15 protein-coding genes and 1 pseudogene are annotated in these 15379 nt (G+C 73.2%); 9 read left to right on the top strand and 7 right to left on the bottom strand.

Annotated features, from left to right (window positions below; translation table 11 throughout):
• Nucleotides 1-45: 45 nt before the first annotated feature.
• Together ACY1JF_RS21870 and ACY1JF_RS21865 are read right to left on the bottom strand one after the other, a co-directional pair.
• A pseudogene (locus ACY1JF_RS21870) lies at nucleotides 46-768 on the bottom strand (DUF4253 domain-containing protein); the annotation flags it as partial.
• Nucleotides 769-818: 50 nt separating this feature from the next.
• Nucleotides 819-2081: an acyl-CoA dehydrogenase family protein gene (locus ACY1JF_RS21865; RefSeq protein WP_462706883.1), complete on the bottom strand. Its 1263-nt coding sequence runs from the start codon at nucleotides 2079-2081 to the stop codon at nucleotides 819-821.
• A 169-nt stretch (nucleotides 2082-2250) separates the two neighbouring features.
• Between ACY1JF_RS21865 and ACY1JF_RS21860 the strand changes: the two genes are divergently transcribed.
• Nucleotides 2251-2892, top strand: coding sequence for a TetR family transcriptional regulator (locus ACY1JF_RS21860; protein WP_462706882.1), 642 nt, complete (start codon nucleotides 2251-2253; stop codon nucleotides 2890-2892).
• 92 nt (nucleotides 2893-2984) lie between these two features.
• On the opposite strand, the gene def is transcribed toward ACY1JF_RS21860, so the two are convergent.
• Nucleotides 2985-3548 (bottom strand): peptide deformylase, encoded by a 564-nt coding sequence (def, locus tag ACY1JF_RS21855; RefSeq protein ID WP_462706881.1) that lies wholly within the window; start codon nucleotides 3546-3548, stop codon nucleotides 2985-2987.
• Nucleotides 3549-3698: 150 nt separating this feature from the next.
• Between def and ACY1JF_RS21850 the strand changes: the two genes are divergently transcribed.
• The 5 genes from ACY1JF_RS21850 (at nucleotide 3699) to ACY1JF_RS21830 (ending at nucleotide 8256) form a co-directional block, all read left to right on the top strand.
• Nucleotides 3699-4937 (top strand): DUF1727 domain-containing protein, encoded by a 1239-nt coding sequence (locus tag ACY1JF_RS21850; RefSeq protein WP_462706880.1) that lies wholly within the window; start codon nucleotides 3699-3701, stop codon nucleotides 4935-4937.
• A 27-nt stretch (nucleotides 4938-4964) separates the two neighbouring features.
• Nucleotides 4965-5693, top strand: a complete 729-nt coding sequence (locus ACY1JF_RS21845; protein WP_462706879.1) for a type 1 glutamine amidotransferase — start codon at nucleotides 4965-4967, stop codon at nucleotides 5691-5693.
• Nucleotides 5694-5871: 178 nt separating this feature from the next.
• Complete coding sequence (locus tag ACY1JF_RS21840; RefSeq protein ID WP_462706878.1) at nucleotides 5872-6897, top strand: 6-phosphofructokinase; 1026 nt, start codon at nucleotides 5872-5874, stop codon at nucleotides 6895-6897.
• A gap of 180 nt (nucleotides 6898-7077) precedes the next feature.
• A complete protein-coding gene (locus ACY1JF_RS21835) occupies nucleotides 7078-8031 on the top strand; it encodes a cytochrome c oxidase assembly protein (RefSeq protein WP_462706877.1) in 954 nt (317 codons plus the stop codon).
• A 54-nt stretch (nucleotides 8032-8085) separates the two neighbouring features.
• On the top strand, nucleotides 8086-8256 hold the full coding sequence (locus ACY1JF_RS21830) for a hypothetical protein (RefSeq protein WP_462706875.1): 171 nt from the start codon (nucleotides 8086-8088) through the stop codon (nucleotides 8254-8256).
• A 3-nt stretch (nucleotides 8257-8259) separates the two neighbouring features.
• On the opposite strand, the gene ACY1JF_RS21825 is transcribed toward ACY1JF_RS21830, so the two are convergent.
• The 4 genes from ACY1JF_RS21825 to ACY1JF_RS21810 are packed head-to-tail and all read right to left on the bottom strand — an operon-like array spanning nucleotide 8260 to nucleotide 12319.
• A complete protein-coding gene (locus tag ACY1JF_RS21825) occupies nucleotides 8260-9465 on the bottom strand; it encodes a sensor histidine kinase (RefSeq protein ID WP_462706874.1) in 1206 nt (401 codons plus the stop codon).
• Nucleotides 9462-11198 carry a sodium/solute symporter gene (locus tag ACY1JF_RS21820; protein WP_462706873.1) on the bottom strand — a complete coding sequence of 579 codons (1737 nt, stop codon included), beginning with the start codon at nucleotides 11196-11198 and terminating at the stop codon, nucleotides 9462-9464. Before ACY1JF_RS21820 ends, ACY1JF_RS21825 begins: the two co-directional genes overlap by 4 nt.
• A 5-nt stretch (nucleotides 11199-11203) precedes the next feature.
• Nucleotides 11204-11566: a hypothetical protein gene (locus ACY1JF_RS21815; RefSeq protein ID WP_462706871.1), complete on the bottom strand. Its 363-nt coding sequence runs from the start codon at nucleotides 11564-11566 to the stop codon at nucleotides 11204-11206.
• Between the two features lie 3 nt (nucleotides 11567-11569).
• Entirely contained in the window at nucleotides 11570-12319 is a 750-nt protein-coding gene (locus ACY1JF_RS21810) for a LytR/AlgR family response regulator transcription factor (protein WP_462706870.1), read from the bottom strand.
• Between the two features lie 77 nt (nucleotides 12320-12396).
• Between ACY1JF_RS21810 and ACY1JF_RS21805 the strand changes: the two genes are divergently transcribed.
• The 3 genes from ACY1JF_RS21805 to rocD all read left to right on the top strand — a co-directional run bounded on the left by ACY1JF_RS21805 (nucleotide 12397) and on the right by rocD (nucleotide 15109).
• A complete protein-coding gene (locus ACY1JF_RS21805; RefSeq protein WP_462706869.1) occupies nucleotides 12397-12954 on the top strand; it encodes an Lrp/AsnC family transcriptional regulator in 558 nt (185 codons plus the stop codon).
• Between the two features lie 125 nt (nucleotides 12955-13079).
• Nucleotides 13080-13889, top strand: a complete 810-nt coding sequence (gene ddaH / locus ACY1JF_RS21800) for a dimethylargininase (RefSeq protein ID WP_462706868.1) — start codon at nucleotides 13080-13082, stop codon at nucleotides 13887-13889.
• Nucleotides 13889-15109: an ornithine--oxo-acid transaminase gene (gene rocD / locus ACY1JF_RS21795; protein ID WP_462706867.1), complete on the top strand. Its 1221-nt coding sequence runs from the start codon at nucleotides 13889-13891 to the stop codon at nucleotides 15107-15109. Before ddaH ends, rocD begins: the two co-directional genes overlap by 1 nt.
• Nucleotides 15110-15379 lie beyond the last annotated feature (270 nt).

The following is a 15379-nucleotide window of genomic DNA, read 5'->3' as shown; positions in this document are numbered from 1 at the left end:
CCAGTGCGTACGTCCGGCCAGCTCCGCGGCGTACTCGGGGAACGGGGTCGGCGGGTCGTCGACGATGTTGTCCGCGGTGGACAGCACATGCTCCGGGGCGAGCAGTTCCGCGTGCTCCGGGCGGATCGGCGGACGGGCGACCGCGACGTGCAGGGTGCTGCCGAGCACCGCGACGGGCCGGGCGCCGAAGCGGTCCTCCCAGCTCTCCAGCAGGGCGCACAGCAGGGGCAGCGGAGCGGGCGCGGGCCGGCCGAGCAGCGCCGGCGCCTGACCACCGCGGGCGCCGACGAGCAGCGGGCGGCACTCGTCCAGCCCGTACTCACCCGCCTCCAGCAGCTCGGTCACGGCCGTCGACGCGGCGTCCAGCGGCGACCGGCTCGCGGGGGTGACGGGGACACCCGGCGCCGGGCCCGGCCACCGCTCGAAGGGCGGTCCGGGATCGTGCGGACACGGCTCGGTCCCGTCGGGCACCGGGTCCGGGTCCGGATGCGTCCAGGACGGCAGCCTCCGGCGGCGGTAGTCCGCGAAGTCCGCGGCCGGCGCCTCCTCCAGGCGCACCGCCCCGACCCGGGCCGGGTCGAGCGGTGCGCCCACGGCGTCCGCCCGGCCCAGGACGGCGACGAAACCGTGGACCGGCCCCTCGCTCAGCAGACGCGGCCACCGGCGTTCGAGGTCGTCCGGGAAGTCGTCGGAGATCCAGACACCCCGTGACGGACCGCGGGGAAGGAACCGGCCGGGCGGCAGTCCGGCGGGCGGTGTGAAGGTCATGGCCGCACCGTAGACCGCCCCACCGACATCACGCCCCCGTTGCGGCGGCGCTACCGGATCGGCATCCCCGACAGGGTGCGGGCGATCACCAGGCGCTGGATCTCGCTGGTGCCCTCGAAAATGGTGTAGATCGCGCTGTCCCGGTGCATGCGCTCCACCGGGTACTCCCGGGTGTAGCCGTTGCCGCCCAGGATCTGGACCGCCTGGGCGGTCACCTTCTTGGCGGTCTCGCTGGCGAACAGCTTGGACATCGAACCCTCGGCGGCGGTGAACGGCTTGCCGTTGATGGCCATCCAGGACGCCCGCCACACCAGCAGCCGGGCCGCGTCGATGGAAGTGCGCATGTCGGCGAGCTGGAAGGCGACGCCCTGGTTGTCGATGATCGGGCGGCCGAACTGCTCCCGCGTCTGGGCGTACTCCAGAGCCACCTCGTAGGCGGCGCGGGCGGTGCCCACCGCCATGGCGCCGACCGCCGGGCGGGACGCCTCGAAGGTGGCCATCGCCGCGTTCTTGACCCTCCCCCCCTCTCGGCTTCGCTCGAGCGGGGGGACCCCCATGCTGCCCTTCTTGGCCTTCTCCCGGGCGCGGGCGAGGCGGGCGTCCAGCTTCTCCTTGCCGCCCAGCAGGCAGGAGCCGGGCACGCGCACGTCCTCGAGGATGACCTCGGCGGTGTGCGAGGCGCGGATGCCGTGCTTCTTGAACTTCTGGCCCTGGGAGAGCCCCTTGGTGCCCGGCGGGACGATGAAGGAGGCGTGGCCCTTGGAGCCCAGCTCCGGGTCGACGACCGCGACGACCACGTGGACGCCCGCGATGCCGCCGTTGGTCGCCCAGGTCTTGGTGCCGTTGATGACCCACTCGTCCTTGGCCTCGTCGTACACCGCGCGCGTGCGCATCGAGGCGACGTCGGAGCCGGCGTCGGGCTCGGAGGAGCAGAAGGCGGCGACCTTGACGTCGTTCACGTCGCCGTACATCTGCGGGATCCAGGTGCCGATCTGCTCCTCGGTGCCGTTGGCGAGGACGCCGACGGCGGCGAGGCCGGTGCCGACGATCGACAGGGCGATGCCCGCGTCGCCCCAGAACAGCTCCTCCATGGTCATCGGGATGCCGAGTCCCGTCTGGTCGAAGTACTGCTGGGCGTAGAAGTCGAGGGAGTAGATGCCGACCTTGGCGGCCTCCTGGATGACCGGCCAGGGAGTCTCCTCACGCTCGTCCCATTCGGCGGCGGCGGGACGGATCACGTCGGCGGCGAAGCCGTGCAGCCAGTCCCGCACCTCCTTCTGTTCGTCGTTGAGCTCCATGGTGAACTCGGCCATGACCCCTCCAGTGACGCACCTGCGTGTTACTAACGGTAACATCGAGTCTGTTACCCACGGGTAAGAAAAGTCAACTCCCCACGCCCGTCGGCAGCCCGTTCGATCATCGGGGGGCGGTGAGTGCTAGTTTGCGCAGGCGTCACCGAACCGGCACAGGTGGGGAGAGCACATGGAGACCAGGCAGCGGACCGATCAGCAGCGGTCCGCCGACCGGCGACGGCGAGAGCTGCTGGAGGCCGCCGACCGGGTGGTGCTGCGTGACGGACCCCACGCCTCGATGAACGCCATCGCCGCCGAGGCGGGCATCACCAAGCCGATCCTCTACCGGCACTTCGGCGACAAGGGCGGCCTGTACGCCGCCCTCGCCCAGCGCCACACGGACGCCCTCCTCGCCTCGCTGCGGGCCGCCCTGGACGCCCCGGCGGAGCGGCGGCAGCGCGTCGAGGCCACCCTGGACACCTACCTGGCGGCCATCGAGGCCCGCCCTCAGGTGTACCGCTTCCTGATGCACCCGGCGGACAGCGCCCAGGGCGAGGCGGGTTTCGACGTCGGCAAGCACTCGGCGCCGCTGCTGCGCCGCATGGGCGAGGAGCTGGCCCAGGTCATCGAGGAGCGCCTCGACCTCGGACCGGACGGGCAGCGGCTGGCCCGGGTGTGGGGGCACGGGATCGTCGGGATGATGCACGCCGCCGGTGACTGGTGGCTCGGCGAACGCCCCTGCTCCCGCGAGGAATTGGTGCGCTGTCTGGCCGACCTGCTGTGGGGCCGGCTGGCGGCGGCGGACGACCGGACGGACGGCCCGGGTTTCTGACGGCCCCGGTCAGCGAGTCCCTGACGGCTCCGGGCAACGGGACCCTGACGGCCCCGGTCAGCGAGTCTCTGACGGCTCCGGGCAGCGAGTCCCTAGCGGCTCCGGGCAACGGGTGCCCGGCGGCCCCAGTCGGCCCGGGCGGCCTGCCGTTCCACCCGCCGGCGACGCCATCCGGTGAGGTGGTCGACGTAGAGACGCCCCTCCAGGTGGTCGCACTCGTGCTGCAGGCAGCGCGCGAAGAATCCCGTCCCGTGCACGGTGACCGGCTCCCCGTCCGCGGTGAAGCCCTCGACGACGGCGTGGTCGTACCGCTCGGTCCCGGCCTCCAGGCCCGGCAGCGACAGACAGCCCTCGGGCCCGCGCACCACCACCCCGTCGGTCTCCACCAGCCGGGGATTGACCACATGGCCCAGGTGACGGACGTCCTCGTCGTCCGGGCAGTCGTAGACGAAGACCCGCAGCGATTCGCCGATCTGGTTGGCCGCCAGGCCCACGCCGCGGGCGGCGTACATGGTGGCGAACAAGTCCTCCACGAGTCGCGCCAGTTCGGGGCCGAAGCCGGTGACCTCGCGGCACGGCTCGCGCAGTACCGTGTCTCCGAGCAGGGTCAAGGGCCGGACGCGCCCGCGGGCGCCCGGGATCGGGCCGTGTCGCATGGCCGCAAGGGTACGGGCCCGAACGGCCCGCTCGCGCGGGCCGCGATTCGGGCGGGCGAGCGGATCTCGATAGGCTGAGGTCCACACCACGTGGCCGTCAGGCTTCCCAGGCTTCAGGCGCGGCGCGTACGCAAGGAGGATCGAGAACTGATGGCAGGCAACTCGGACCCGCTCACGCCACGGGCCAAGCTGGCCGTGACCGCGGGCAAAGCGGTCGCGGCGGCGTCCCGCGCCGCGGGTCGCGGCAGCGGTTCGGTGATCGGCGGCAAGGTCGCGCTCCGGCTCGACCCCGACCTCCTCGCCCGGCTCGCGCAGCACCTGGACGTGACCCTGGTGTCGGCGACCAACGGCAAGACCACCACCACCCGGCTGATCGCCGAGGCCCTCAAGGCTGCCGGACCGGTCGTCTCCAACGCGCTCGGCGCGAACATGCCGGCCGGCATCACCTCGGCGCTGGCGGGCGGCGCGGACGCCCGGTACGGCGTCATCGAGGTCGACGAGAAGTACCTCGTGGGCGTCGCCCAGGCCACCGAGCCCAAGTGCATCGCCCTGCTCAACCTCTCCCGCGACCAGCTCGACCGCGCCGCCGAGACCCGCATGCTCGCGGAGGCCTGGCGGGAGGGCCTGGCCGGCACCAAGTCCGTCGTCGTCGCCAACTGCGACGACCCGCTGGTGGTCTGGGCCGCCTCCTCCTCACCCAACGTGGTCTGGGTGGCCGCCGGGCAGATGTGGAAGGACGACGCCTGGTCCTGCCCGTCCTGCGGCGGTGTGATGCAGCGCCCCGGCGACGACTGGTTCTGCGGCGAGTGCGGCTTCCGCCGGCCCACCCCGAGCTGGGCGCTCTCCGGTGACCACGTCATCGACCCGCACGGCTCGGCCTGGCCGATCCACCTCCAGCTGCCGGGCCGCGCCAACAAGGCCAACGCCGCCTCCTCGGCGGCCGTCACCGCCGTCTTCGGCGTGCCGCCGCAGGTCGCCCTGGAGCGGATGTACCAGGTGCAGGCGGTCGCCGGACGCTACGACGTGGTCCAGTTCCAGGGCCGCGACCTGCGTCTGCTGCTCGCCAAGAACCCGGCCGGCTGGCTGGAGACCTTCTCCCTGATCGATCAGCCGCCGGCGCCGGTGATCCTCTCGGTGAACGCGCGCGGCGCCGACGGCACCGACACCTCCTGGCTGTGGGACGTCGACTACACGCGGCTGACCGGCCACCCGATCTGCGTGATCGGCGACCGGAAGCTGGACCTGGCGGTCCGCCTGGAGGTGGCGGACCAGCAGTTCCAGGTGTGCGAGAACCTCGACCAGGCGGTGCAGCAGTGCCCGCCGGGCCGGATCGAGGTCATCGCCAACTACACCGCGTTCCAGGACCTGCGCCGCCGCGTCGGCAACTGACCCACGACACCGGTAGGGAACTTGAGAGTGAGCGACAACCAACTGCGCATCGTCTGGATCTACCCGGACCTGCTCAGCACCTACGGCGACCAGGGCAACGTCCTCGTCGTGGAGCGCCGCGCCCGGCAGCGCGGCCTGGACGTGGCCCGGATCGACGTGCGCAGCGACCAGCCGATCCCCACCTCCGGCGACATCTACCTGATCGGCGGCGGCGAGGACCGGCCGCAGCGGCTCGCGGCGGAGCGGCTGCGCCGGGACGGCGGTCTGCACCGGGCGGTGGGCAACGGCGCGATCGTCTTCTCGGTCTGCGCCGGCTACCAGATCCTCGGCCACGAGTTCGTCAACGACCTCGGCCGGCGCGAGCCGGGCCTCGGCCTGCTCGACGTGGTCTCGGTGCGCGGCGAGGGCGAGCGGTGCGTGGGCGACGTCCTCGGCGACATCGACCCGCGCCTCGGCCTGCCCCCGCTGACCGGCTTCGAGAACCACCAGGGCGTCACCCACCTGGGCCCGACCGCCCGCCCGCTCGCCCAGGTCCGCTTCGGCAACGGCAACGGCACCGGGGACGGCACGGAGGGCGCGTTCAACGACACGGTCTTCGGTACGTACATGCACGGGCCGGTCCTCGCCCGCAACCCGCTCATCGCGGACCTGCTGCTGAAGCTGGCCCTGGACGTGAACGCGCTGCCGCCGACCGACGACCGGTGGTACGAGGCGCTGCGCGACGAGCGCATCGCGTCGGCCCAGCAGTCCGCCTGACACAGGCGCCGTCCCGCACGTCACCGGCCCGTCTGATGGCGCGTCCGCACAGGTGAGCGGGCACGTCCAGCAGGCGGACGCGCCGTGCGGACGGGCCCGCGGATGCCGCTAGGGTGGCGGCATCCGAGCCGGACATCGCGGTCCGGACCCGTGGCCACTGGAGAAGGTAATTCGGGTTATGCGCATTGGTGTCCTCACGTCCGGCGGCGACTGCCCCGGCCTGAACGCCGTCATCCGGTCCGTCGTGCACCGCGCCGTCGCCGACCACGGCGACGAGGTCATCGGTTTCCGGGACGGCTGGAAGGGCCTCCTGGAGTGCGACTACCTCAAGCTCGACCTCGACGCCGTGGGCGGCATCCTGGCCCTCGGCGGCACCATCCTCGGCTCCTCGCGGGTCCGTCCCGAGCACCTGCGGGACGGCGTGGAGCGGGCCCGGGGGCACGTCCGGGAGCTGGGCCTCGACGCGATCATCCCGATCGGCGGCGAGGGCACGCTGAAGGCGGCCCGGCTGCTGTCCGACAACGGGCTGCCGATAGTCGGGGTGCCCAAGACCATCGACAACGACATCGCCGTCACCGACGTCACCTTCGGTTTCGACACCGCCGTGACGGTCGCGACGGAGGCGCTGGACCGGCTGAAGACCACCGCCGAGTCGCACCAGCGGGTGCTGATCGTCGAGGTCATGGGCCGGCACACCGGCTGGATCGCGCTGCACTCCGGGATGGCGGCCGGCGCGCACGCCGTCGTCGTACCGGAGCGGCCCTTCGACATAGAGGAGCTGGCCGCGAAGGTCGGTGAGCGGTTCTCGGCGGGCAAGCGGTTCGCGATCGTGGTGGCGGCGGAGGGCGCCAAGCCGAAGCCGGGGACGATGGCGTTCGACGAGGGCGGCAAGGACGTCTACGGCCACGAGCGCTTCGCGGGGATCGCCCGGCAGCTCTCCATCGAGCTGGAGGGGCGGCTCGGCAAGGAGGCGCGGCCGGTGATCCTCGGGCATGTGCAGCGGGGCGGGACGCCCACGGCGTACGACCGGGTGCTGGCGACGCGGTTCGGGTGGCACGCGGTGGAGGCCGCGCACCGTGGCGAGTTCGGGAAGATGACGGCGCTGCGGGGGACGGACATCGTGATGGTGCCGTTGGCGAAGGCCGTGGAGACGTTGAAGACGGTACCGGAGGACCGGTACGCGGAAGCGGAGTGCGTGCTCTAGGCCGTGCGGCGGGCGCGGACCCGTGGCGGCCGCCCGCGCCCCCGGCGGCGGAGCCGCGCGCACCGGTGCGGTCCCGCCCCCGGCGGGCGCTGTCCGGCCCCCGGTGACATCGGCTGCCGGGGGCGGTTCTAGTCTTGGGGCGGACAGAATCGTTCAATCCGCACGAAACAGGAGCCGGCGATGGATCACAGCGGGCACGGCATGATGACGGACCTGCCGCCGTTCACGCTGGGGCGGGGGCTCGGGTGGTCGACGGACCCCTTCTTCCTCGTCGCCTGCCTGCTGGGGCTCGCGCTCTACGGCTGGGGGGTCGTCCGGCTGGCGCGGCGCGGGGACGCCTGGCCGCCGGCGCGGACCGTCGCCTTCGTCGTCGGGGTGCTGAGCATCGCGCTGGTGATGTGCACCAGGCTGAACGACTACGGCATGGTCATGTTCAGCGTGCACATGGTGCAGCACATGGTCATCAGCATGGTGTCGCCCATCCTGCTCCTGCTCGGCGCCCCGGTCACCCTCGCGCTGCGCGCGCTGCCGCCGGCCTCCGTGCGGGGCAGCAAGGGGCCGCGGGAACTGCTGCTGATGCTGTTGCACAGCCGGTACATGCGGGTGATCACCCACCCCGTGTTCACGATCCCGATGTTCGTCGCGAGTCTGTACGCGCTCTACTTCACACCGCTGTTCGACTTCCTGATGGGCTCCCAGGTCGGGCACATCGCGATGATGGTGCACTTCCTCGCCGTCGGCGTGGTCTTCTTCTGGCCGATCATGGGGGTGGACCCGGGTCCGCACCGGCCGGGCCACCTCATGCGGATGCTGGAGCTGTTCGCGGGCATGCCGTTCCACGCGTTCTTCGGCATCGCGCTGATGATGGCGTCCTCGCCGATGGTCTCGACGTTCGAGAACCCGCCCGCCTCGCTCGGCGTCGACGCGCTCTCCGACCAGAACGCGGCCGGCGGTATCGCGTGGGCGTTCAGTGAGGTGCCCTCGGTCCTGGTGCTGATCGCGCTGCTGTTCCAGTGGTACGCCTCGGACCAGCGGCAGGCCAGGCGCAAGGACCGGGCCGCCGACCGGGACGGCGACAAGGAGCTGGCGGCGTACAACGCCTATCTGGCCTCTTTGCGGACGCGCGGGAGCTGAGCCGGGCGCTTCGGGGCACCATGGAGGGGATCGGACCATGAGGAGGGGGTCGCGATGCCCGGTTCCACGGACGGTGCCACGAGGACGATGGGGGCTCTCACCATCGGCGGCCTGGTGGCGGTGACGGCCTACACGGTGGCGCTCGGCGGCAACGGCTGGCTGTGGTTCGGCTGGGTCGTGCTCGGACTGATCACGCTGGGGATGGTCGCCACCCGCGACGCCTGAGGCTCAGCCGCGGGCCGGCCGGGCGGCCGAGTGGACGCCCGGCTGGTACTTCGGCAGCCGGACGGTGATCCTCATGCCCGCGCCCGGGGCCGTCTCGACGACCAGGCCGTGGTCGTCGCCGTACACCTGGCGGAGCCGGTCGTCGACATTGGACAGGCCGATGCCGCCGGACGGGCTGGCCTCGCGGGCGAGGATGGCGCGCAGCAGGGCGGGGTCCATGCCGGCGCCGTCGTCCTCGATGACGACGAGGGCCTCGGCGCCCGCGTCCTGCGCGGTGATCTGGATGCGGCGGGTACCGGACTCGCCCTCCAGGCCGTGCTTGACGGCGTTCTCCACCAGGGGCTGGAGGCAGAGGAAGGGCAGGGCGACCGGCAGGACCTCGGGGGCGATCTGGAGGGTGACGGCGAGCCGGTCGCCGAAGCGGGCCCGGACCAGCGCCAGGTAGTGGTCGATGGCGTGCAGTTCCTCGGCGAGGGTGGTGAAGTCCCCGTGCCGGCGGAACGAGTAGCGGGTGAAGTCGGCGAACTCGAGGAGCAGTTCCCGGGCGCGTTCGGGGTCGGTGCGGACGAAGGACGCGATCACCGCGAGCGAGTTGAAGATGAAGTGCGGGGAGATCTGGGCGCGCAGTGCCTTGATCTCGGCCTCGATGAGACGGGTGCGGGAGCGGTCGAGGTCGGCGAGTTCCAGTTGCACGGAGATCCAGCGGGCGACCTCGCCGGCCGCCCGGACGAGGACGGCGGACTCGCGGGGCGCGCAGGCCACCAGCGCGCCGTGCACCCGGTCGTCGACGGTGAGCGGGGTGACGACGGCCCAGCGCACCGCGCAGTCGGGGGTGGAGCAGGTGAGCGGGAACGCCTCGCCGCGGCCGGTCTCCAGCGGGCCGGCGAGCAGCCCCATGATCTGGGACCGGTGGTGGGCGCCGGCGCCGTCCCAGACCAGGACCTCCTCGGTGTCCGTCAGGCAGAGCGCGTCGGTGCCGAGCAGGGAGCGCAGTTTGCGGGCGGACCTGCGGGCGGTCTCCTCGGTGAGGCCCGCCCGGAGCGGGGGCGCGGCGAGGGAGGCAGTGTGCAGGGTCTGGAAGGTGGCGTGCTCGACGGGGGTGCCGAGTCCGCCCAGGTTCTCGGGACGGGCGGTGCGCCGGCCCAGCCAGAAGCCGGCCGCCAGCAGCGGCAGGACGGCCACGCACAGGCCCGCCAGGAATCCGCTCACGCCGCTCTGCCTTCCTGAGGGCGCAGCTCCTCCGTGCGCAGTTCCTCGGGGAGGTGGAACCGGGCCAGGATCGCCGCGGCCCGGGCCGGCACCCGGCCCGGGGTGGCCAGCGACACCGCGATCATGGTGAGGAAGCCCAGCGGCACCGTCCACAGCGCGGGCCAGGCCAGCAGCGCGTGCAGCGCGCCGTCGCCGGGGAGGCCGGCCATCGTCGCGGCCACGGCGAGCAGCGCCGAGCCGCCGCCGACCAGCATCCCGGCCGCCGCGCCCGGCGGGGTCAGCCGCCGCCACCAGATGCCGAGGACGAGCAGCGGGCAGAAGGAGGAGGCGGAGACGGCGAAGGCGAGGCCGACCGCGTCGGCCACCGGCAGCCCGCCCACCAGGACGCTCGCCGCGAGCGGCACGGCCATGGCGAGGACGGTGCCGAGCCGGAAGTGCCGCACGCCTCGGGTGGGCAGGACGTCCTGGGTGAGGACGCCCGCGACGGCCATGGTCAGCCCGGAGGCGGTGGACAGGAACGCGGCGAAGGCGCCGCCCGCGACCAGGGCGCCGAGCAGGTCGCCGCCCACTCCCCCGATCATGCGGCCGGGCAGCAGCAGCACGGCGGCGTCGGCGTCGCCGGTGAGGGTGAGTTCGGGGGCGTAGAGGCGGCCGAGGGCGCCGTAGACGGGCGGCAGCAGGTAGAAGGCGCCGACCAGGCCGAGGACGGCGACGGTGGTGCGGCGGGCGGCGACGCCGTGCGGGCTGGTGTAGAAGCGGACCACGACGTGCGGCAGGCCCATGGTGCCGAGGAACGTGGCGAGGATCAGGCCGTAGGTGGCGTACAGCGGACGTTCGGTGCGGCTCTCGGCGCGGGACGGGGTCAACGCGTCGTCGGCGCCGTGGACGGTCGCGGCGGGGACGGGGGTGTGCGGGGCGAAGGTGAGGCGGGTGCCGGCGTCGACGCGGTGCGGGCCGGTGGACAGGTGGAGCCGGGTGCCGTCGTGGCGGCGGCCGTCGACGGTGCCGTCGACCGTGACGGCCAGCGGGCTGTCGAGCCTCATGGTGAGGGTGTCCTGGACGCGGACGGTGCGCTGCTCGCGGAAGGCGGCGGGTTCGTCGAAGGCGCGGCGGGGGGCGCCGTCGGCCCGCCAGGCCAGGATCAGGAAGAGGGCGGGGACGAGCAGGGCGGTGAGCTTGAGCCAGTACTGGAAGGCCTGGACGAAGGTGATGCTGCGCATGCCGCCGGCGGCGACGGTGGCGGTGACGACGACGGCGACGATGACCCCACCGAGCCAGCCGGGCGCGCCGGTCAGCACGGCCAGGGTCAGCCCCGCGCCCTGGAGCTGGGGCAGCAGGTAGAGCCAGCCGACGCCGACGACGAAGGCGCCCGCGAGGCGCCGCACCGCCTGGGAGGCGAGCCGGGCCTCGGCGAAGTCGGGGAGGGTGTAGGCGCCGGAGCGGCGCAGCGGGGCGGCGACGAAGAGGAGGAGCACCAGGTAGCCGGCGGTGTAGCCGACCGGGTACCAGAGCATGTCGGGGCCCTGGACCAGGACCAGCCCCGCGACGCCGAGGAAGGACGCGGCGGAGAGGTACTCGCCGCTGATGGCGGCGGCGTTGAGGCGGGGGCCGACGGTGCGGGAGGCGACGTAGAAGTCGGAGGTGGTGCGGGAGATGCGCAGGCCGAAGGCGCCGACCAGGACGGTGGCGACGACGACGAGGGCGACGGCGGGGACGGCGTAGCTCGACTGCACGGTGGTCAGCCGTCCTCGACCAGGCGGACCAGGTCGCGCTCGTTGCGTTCGGCGCGGCGCACGTACCAGCGGGCGAGCAGGACCAGCGGGGCGTACAGGGCGAAGCCGAGGACGGCCCACTCCAGGCGGCGGGTGCCGGGCATCGCCGCGAACAGCAGCGGGAGCGGGCCGATCAGCAGGACGAGGACGGCGAAGACGGTGAGGGCGGCGCGCAGTTGGGTGCGCATCAGGGAGCGGACGTAGGTGTGGCCGAGGGTGGTCTGCTCGTCGATCTCGGTGCGCGGGCGGTAGTAGGCGAAGGTCCGGTGGCGGGTGCGGCGGGGCGGGCCCGTGACGGTGACGCGGCGCTCGGCGGGGTCCTGGGGCACGGTTCAGGTCCTCCTCATCAGCAGGTCGCGCAGTTCGCGGGCGTGGCGGCGGCTGACCTGGAGTTCCTCGCCGCCGACCAGGACGCTGACCGTGCCGGCGTCCAGGCGGAGTTCGCCGATGTGGCGCAGGGCGACCAGGTGGCGGCGGTGGATGCGGACGAAGCCGCGGGAGCGCCAGCGCTCCTCCAGGGTGGACAGCGGGATGCGGACCAGGTGGCTGCCCTGAGCGGTGTGCAGCCGGGCGTAGTCGCCGCGGGCCTCGACGTGGGTGATGTCGTCGACGGCGACGAAGCGGGTGACGCCGCCGAGCTCCACGGTGATGTGGCCGGGGTCGGGTTCGTGGACGGGGATGCGCGGCAGGGCACCCCGCAGCTCGGCGGCGCGGCGGACGGCTTCGGCGAGGCGTTCGCGGCGGACGGGTTTGAGGACGTAGTCGACGGCCTTGAGGTCGAACGCCTGCACGGCGAAGTCCTCGTGGGCGGTGACGAACACGACCAGCGGCGGCCGGGCGAAGCCGGTGAGCAGCCGGGCCAGGTCCAGGCCGTCCAGGCCGGGCATCTGGATGTCCAGGAAGACCACGTCGAGGGCGTCCGGCCCGTCGGGGCCCGACTCCAGGGCGCGGTTGACGCTGCGCAGCGCCTCGGTGGCGTCGCCGGCGCCCCGCACGCCGGCGACGCGCGGGTCGGCGTTGAGCAGGTACACCAGTTCTTCCAGCGAGGGGCGTTCGTCGTCGACGGCCAGGACGCGCAGCATGGACGTGGAGTCTAGGGGCGATCCGCAGGTGTGAACACGGGCCCGACGTGGACGTACGCGATGGATACAGTGCCCGCATGAACAGCAGGCCGGGCTCCTTCGACGAGCTGGACCGGAAGATCGTGACCGCGTTGACGGCCAACGCCCGGACGTCCTTCGCCGAGATCGGCGCCGGGATCGGACTGTCGGCGACGGCGGTCAAGCGCCGGGTGGACCGGCTGCGGGAGACCGGTGTGATCACCGGGTTCACGGCGACGGTGCGGCCGTCCGCGCTGGGCTGGCGGACGGAGGCGTACGTGGAGGTGTACTGCGAGGGGGCGGCGCCGCCGCGGCGGCTGGCGGAGGTGGTGCGCAACCATCCGGAGATCACGGCGGCGATGACGGTGACCGGGGGCGCGGACGCGCTGCTGCACGTGCGGGCGCGGGACGTGGAGCACTTCGAGGAGGTGCTGGAGCGGATCCGGGTGGAGCCGTTCATCCGGAAGACGATCAGTGTGATGGTGCTGTCGCACCTGATCCCGGACAGCCCGGAGGCCGGGGCCGGCCATCCCCTGCCCGAGCCGGTGCCGGCGCCGGGGCCGGAACCGGTGCCGATCCGGAAGACGGCTCCAAAGCGCGCAGCGGACCTGCGCTGAACGGCTGGAGCACGCATGATTGCTGCACGGACACGCAGCTTTCGTCGCTTGTCGCGCCTCTCCGCCTTTTCTTACCGTGGTGACACATCCCGTCACCCCCTGTGAGCCAAGCGGAGGACCCCGCTGTGCCCGACTCCCGTGTGCCGCGCAGGCGGCGCTTCCTGGTGTGCGAGCCCCGGCACTTCGCCGTGCGGTACGCGATCAATCCGTGGATGAGCCTCGACCGCCCGGTGGACGTCGTCCGCGCCCTCGACCAGTGGCAGGCCCTGGTCGACGCCTACCGCGGCCACGGCCACACCGTCGAGCGGGTCGCGCCGGTGCCCGGCCTGCCCGACATGGTGTTCGCCGCCAACGCGGCGGTCGTCGTCGGGGGCCGGGTCCTCGGCTCCCGCTTCCTCGCGCCCGAGCGGCGTGCCGAGTCACTGCCGTACGAGGCGTGGTTCAAGGAGCGGGGCCACGAGGTGCGGCACCCGGAGTCGGTGTGCGAGGGCGAGGGCGACCTGGCGCCGGCCGGGCGGTGGATCCTGGCCGGTACCGGGTTCCGCACGGCGCCCGGGGCGCACCGGGAGGCGCAGGAGTTCTTCGGCGTGCCGGTGATCTCGCTGACGCTGGTGGACCCGTACTTCTACCACCTGGACACGGCGTTGTTCGTGCTCGGCGACGACAATGTGGCGTACTACCCGGAGGCGTTCAGCCCGGGCAGCCGTGAGGTACTCGCCCGGCTGTACCCGGACGCGGTGCTCGCGACCCGCGAGGACGCGCTGGCGTTCGGCCTCAACTCCGTCTGCGACGGGCGTCACGTGTTCATCTCACCGGGGGCGACGGCCCTCTCCGGCCGGCTCGCCGAGCGCGGCTACGTCCCTGTCCCCGTCGACCTGTCCGAGTTCCACAAGGCGGGCGGCGGGATCAAGTGCTGTACTCAGGAGATCCGCTGATGACCACCACCGCGCACACCCGTACGTCCGCCGAGCTGATCCGCGCGGAGGAGCCGGTCCTCGCGCACAACTACCACCCGCTGCCCGTGGTCGTCGCCCGCGCGGAGGGCGTCTGGATGGAGGACGTGGAGGGCCGCCGCTACCTGGACCTGCTGGCCGGTTACTCGGCGCTGAACTTCGGCCACCGCCACCCGGCGCTGGTCGAGGCGGCCCACCGTCAGCTGGACCGGTTGACGCTGACCTCGCGCGCCTTCCACAACGACCGTCTCGCCCTGTTCGCCGAGCGCCTCGCCGCCCTGACCGGCATGGACATGGTGCTGCCGATGAACACCGGCGCGGAGGCGGTGGAGAGCGGCGTCAAGGTGGCCCGCAAGTGGGCGTACGACGTGAAGGGCGTCCCGGACGGCGAGGCGACGATCGTGGTGGCGGCGGACAACTTCCACGGCCGTACGACGACGATCGTGAGCTTCTCCACGGACGAGACGGCCCGCGCGGGCTTCGGTCCGTTCACCCCCGGGTTCCGGGTCGTGCCGTACAACGACCTGGCGGCGCTGGAGGCGGCGGTCGACGAGACGACGGCGGCGGTGCTGATCGAGCCGGTCCAGGGCGAGGCGGGGGTGCTGATCCCGGACGACGGCTATCTCGCGGGGGTGCGGGAGGTGACCCGGCGGGCGGGCTGTCTGTTCGTTGCGGACGAGATCCAGTCGGGGCTGGGCCGCACCGGGCACACCCTGGCCGTCGAGCACGAGGCGGTCGTCCCCGATCTGGTGCTGCTCGGCAAGGCGCTGGGCGGCGGGATCGTGCCGGTGTCGGCGGTGGCGGGCCGGCGGGAGGTGCTCGGGGTGCTGCATCCGGGCGAGCACGGCTCGACGTTCGGCGGCAATCCGCTGGCCGCGGCGGTCGGTACGGCGGTGGTAGAGCTGCTGGAGACGGGCGAGTACCAGCGGCGGGCGGCCGAACTGGGCGTGCTGCTGCGGGAGGGGCTGGCGGCGCTGGTGGGGCGGGGCGTCGTGGGTTTCCGGGCGCGCGGGCTGTGGGCGGGCGTCGACGTGGACCCGGCGCTGGGCACCGGCCGCGAGGTGAGCGAGCGCCTGATGCGGGAGGGCGTCCTGGTCAAGGACACGCACGGCTCCACGATCCGTCTGGCGCCGCCGCTGACGATCACGGCGGAGGAGCTTCGGGAGGCGCTGGGTGCGCTGGGGAAGGTCCTGGCGGCCTGAGCGGAGCGGACCCGCGCCCCGGCCGGCCCGGGCGCGCACGCCGCGGCACGCCCGGGCGGCGACTCGCCCGGGGACGGCACCGCGGTGGCCGGGGACCCGGCGGTGCCACGGCGGTCGGTCAGGGGCCGGTCAGGGGCCGTTCCGCCCTGGGCCGGGGTGCCACGGGGTTGGAGTGCCACGGGGGCGGGGTGTCACGGGGGCGGGGTGTCACGGGACCGGGGTGTCACGGGACCGGGGTGTCACGAGGCCGGGATGTCACGAGGCCGGGAT

The organism is Streptomyces sp. SYSU D01066-1, assembly GCF_054956795.1.
This window is presented reverse-complemented; position numbering and strand designations above follow the sequence as displayed.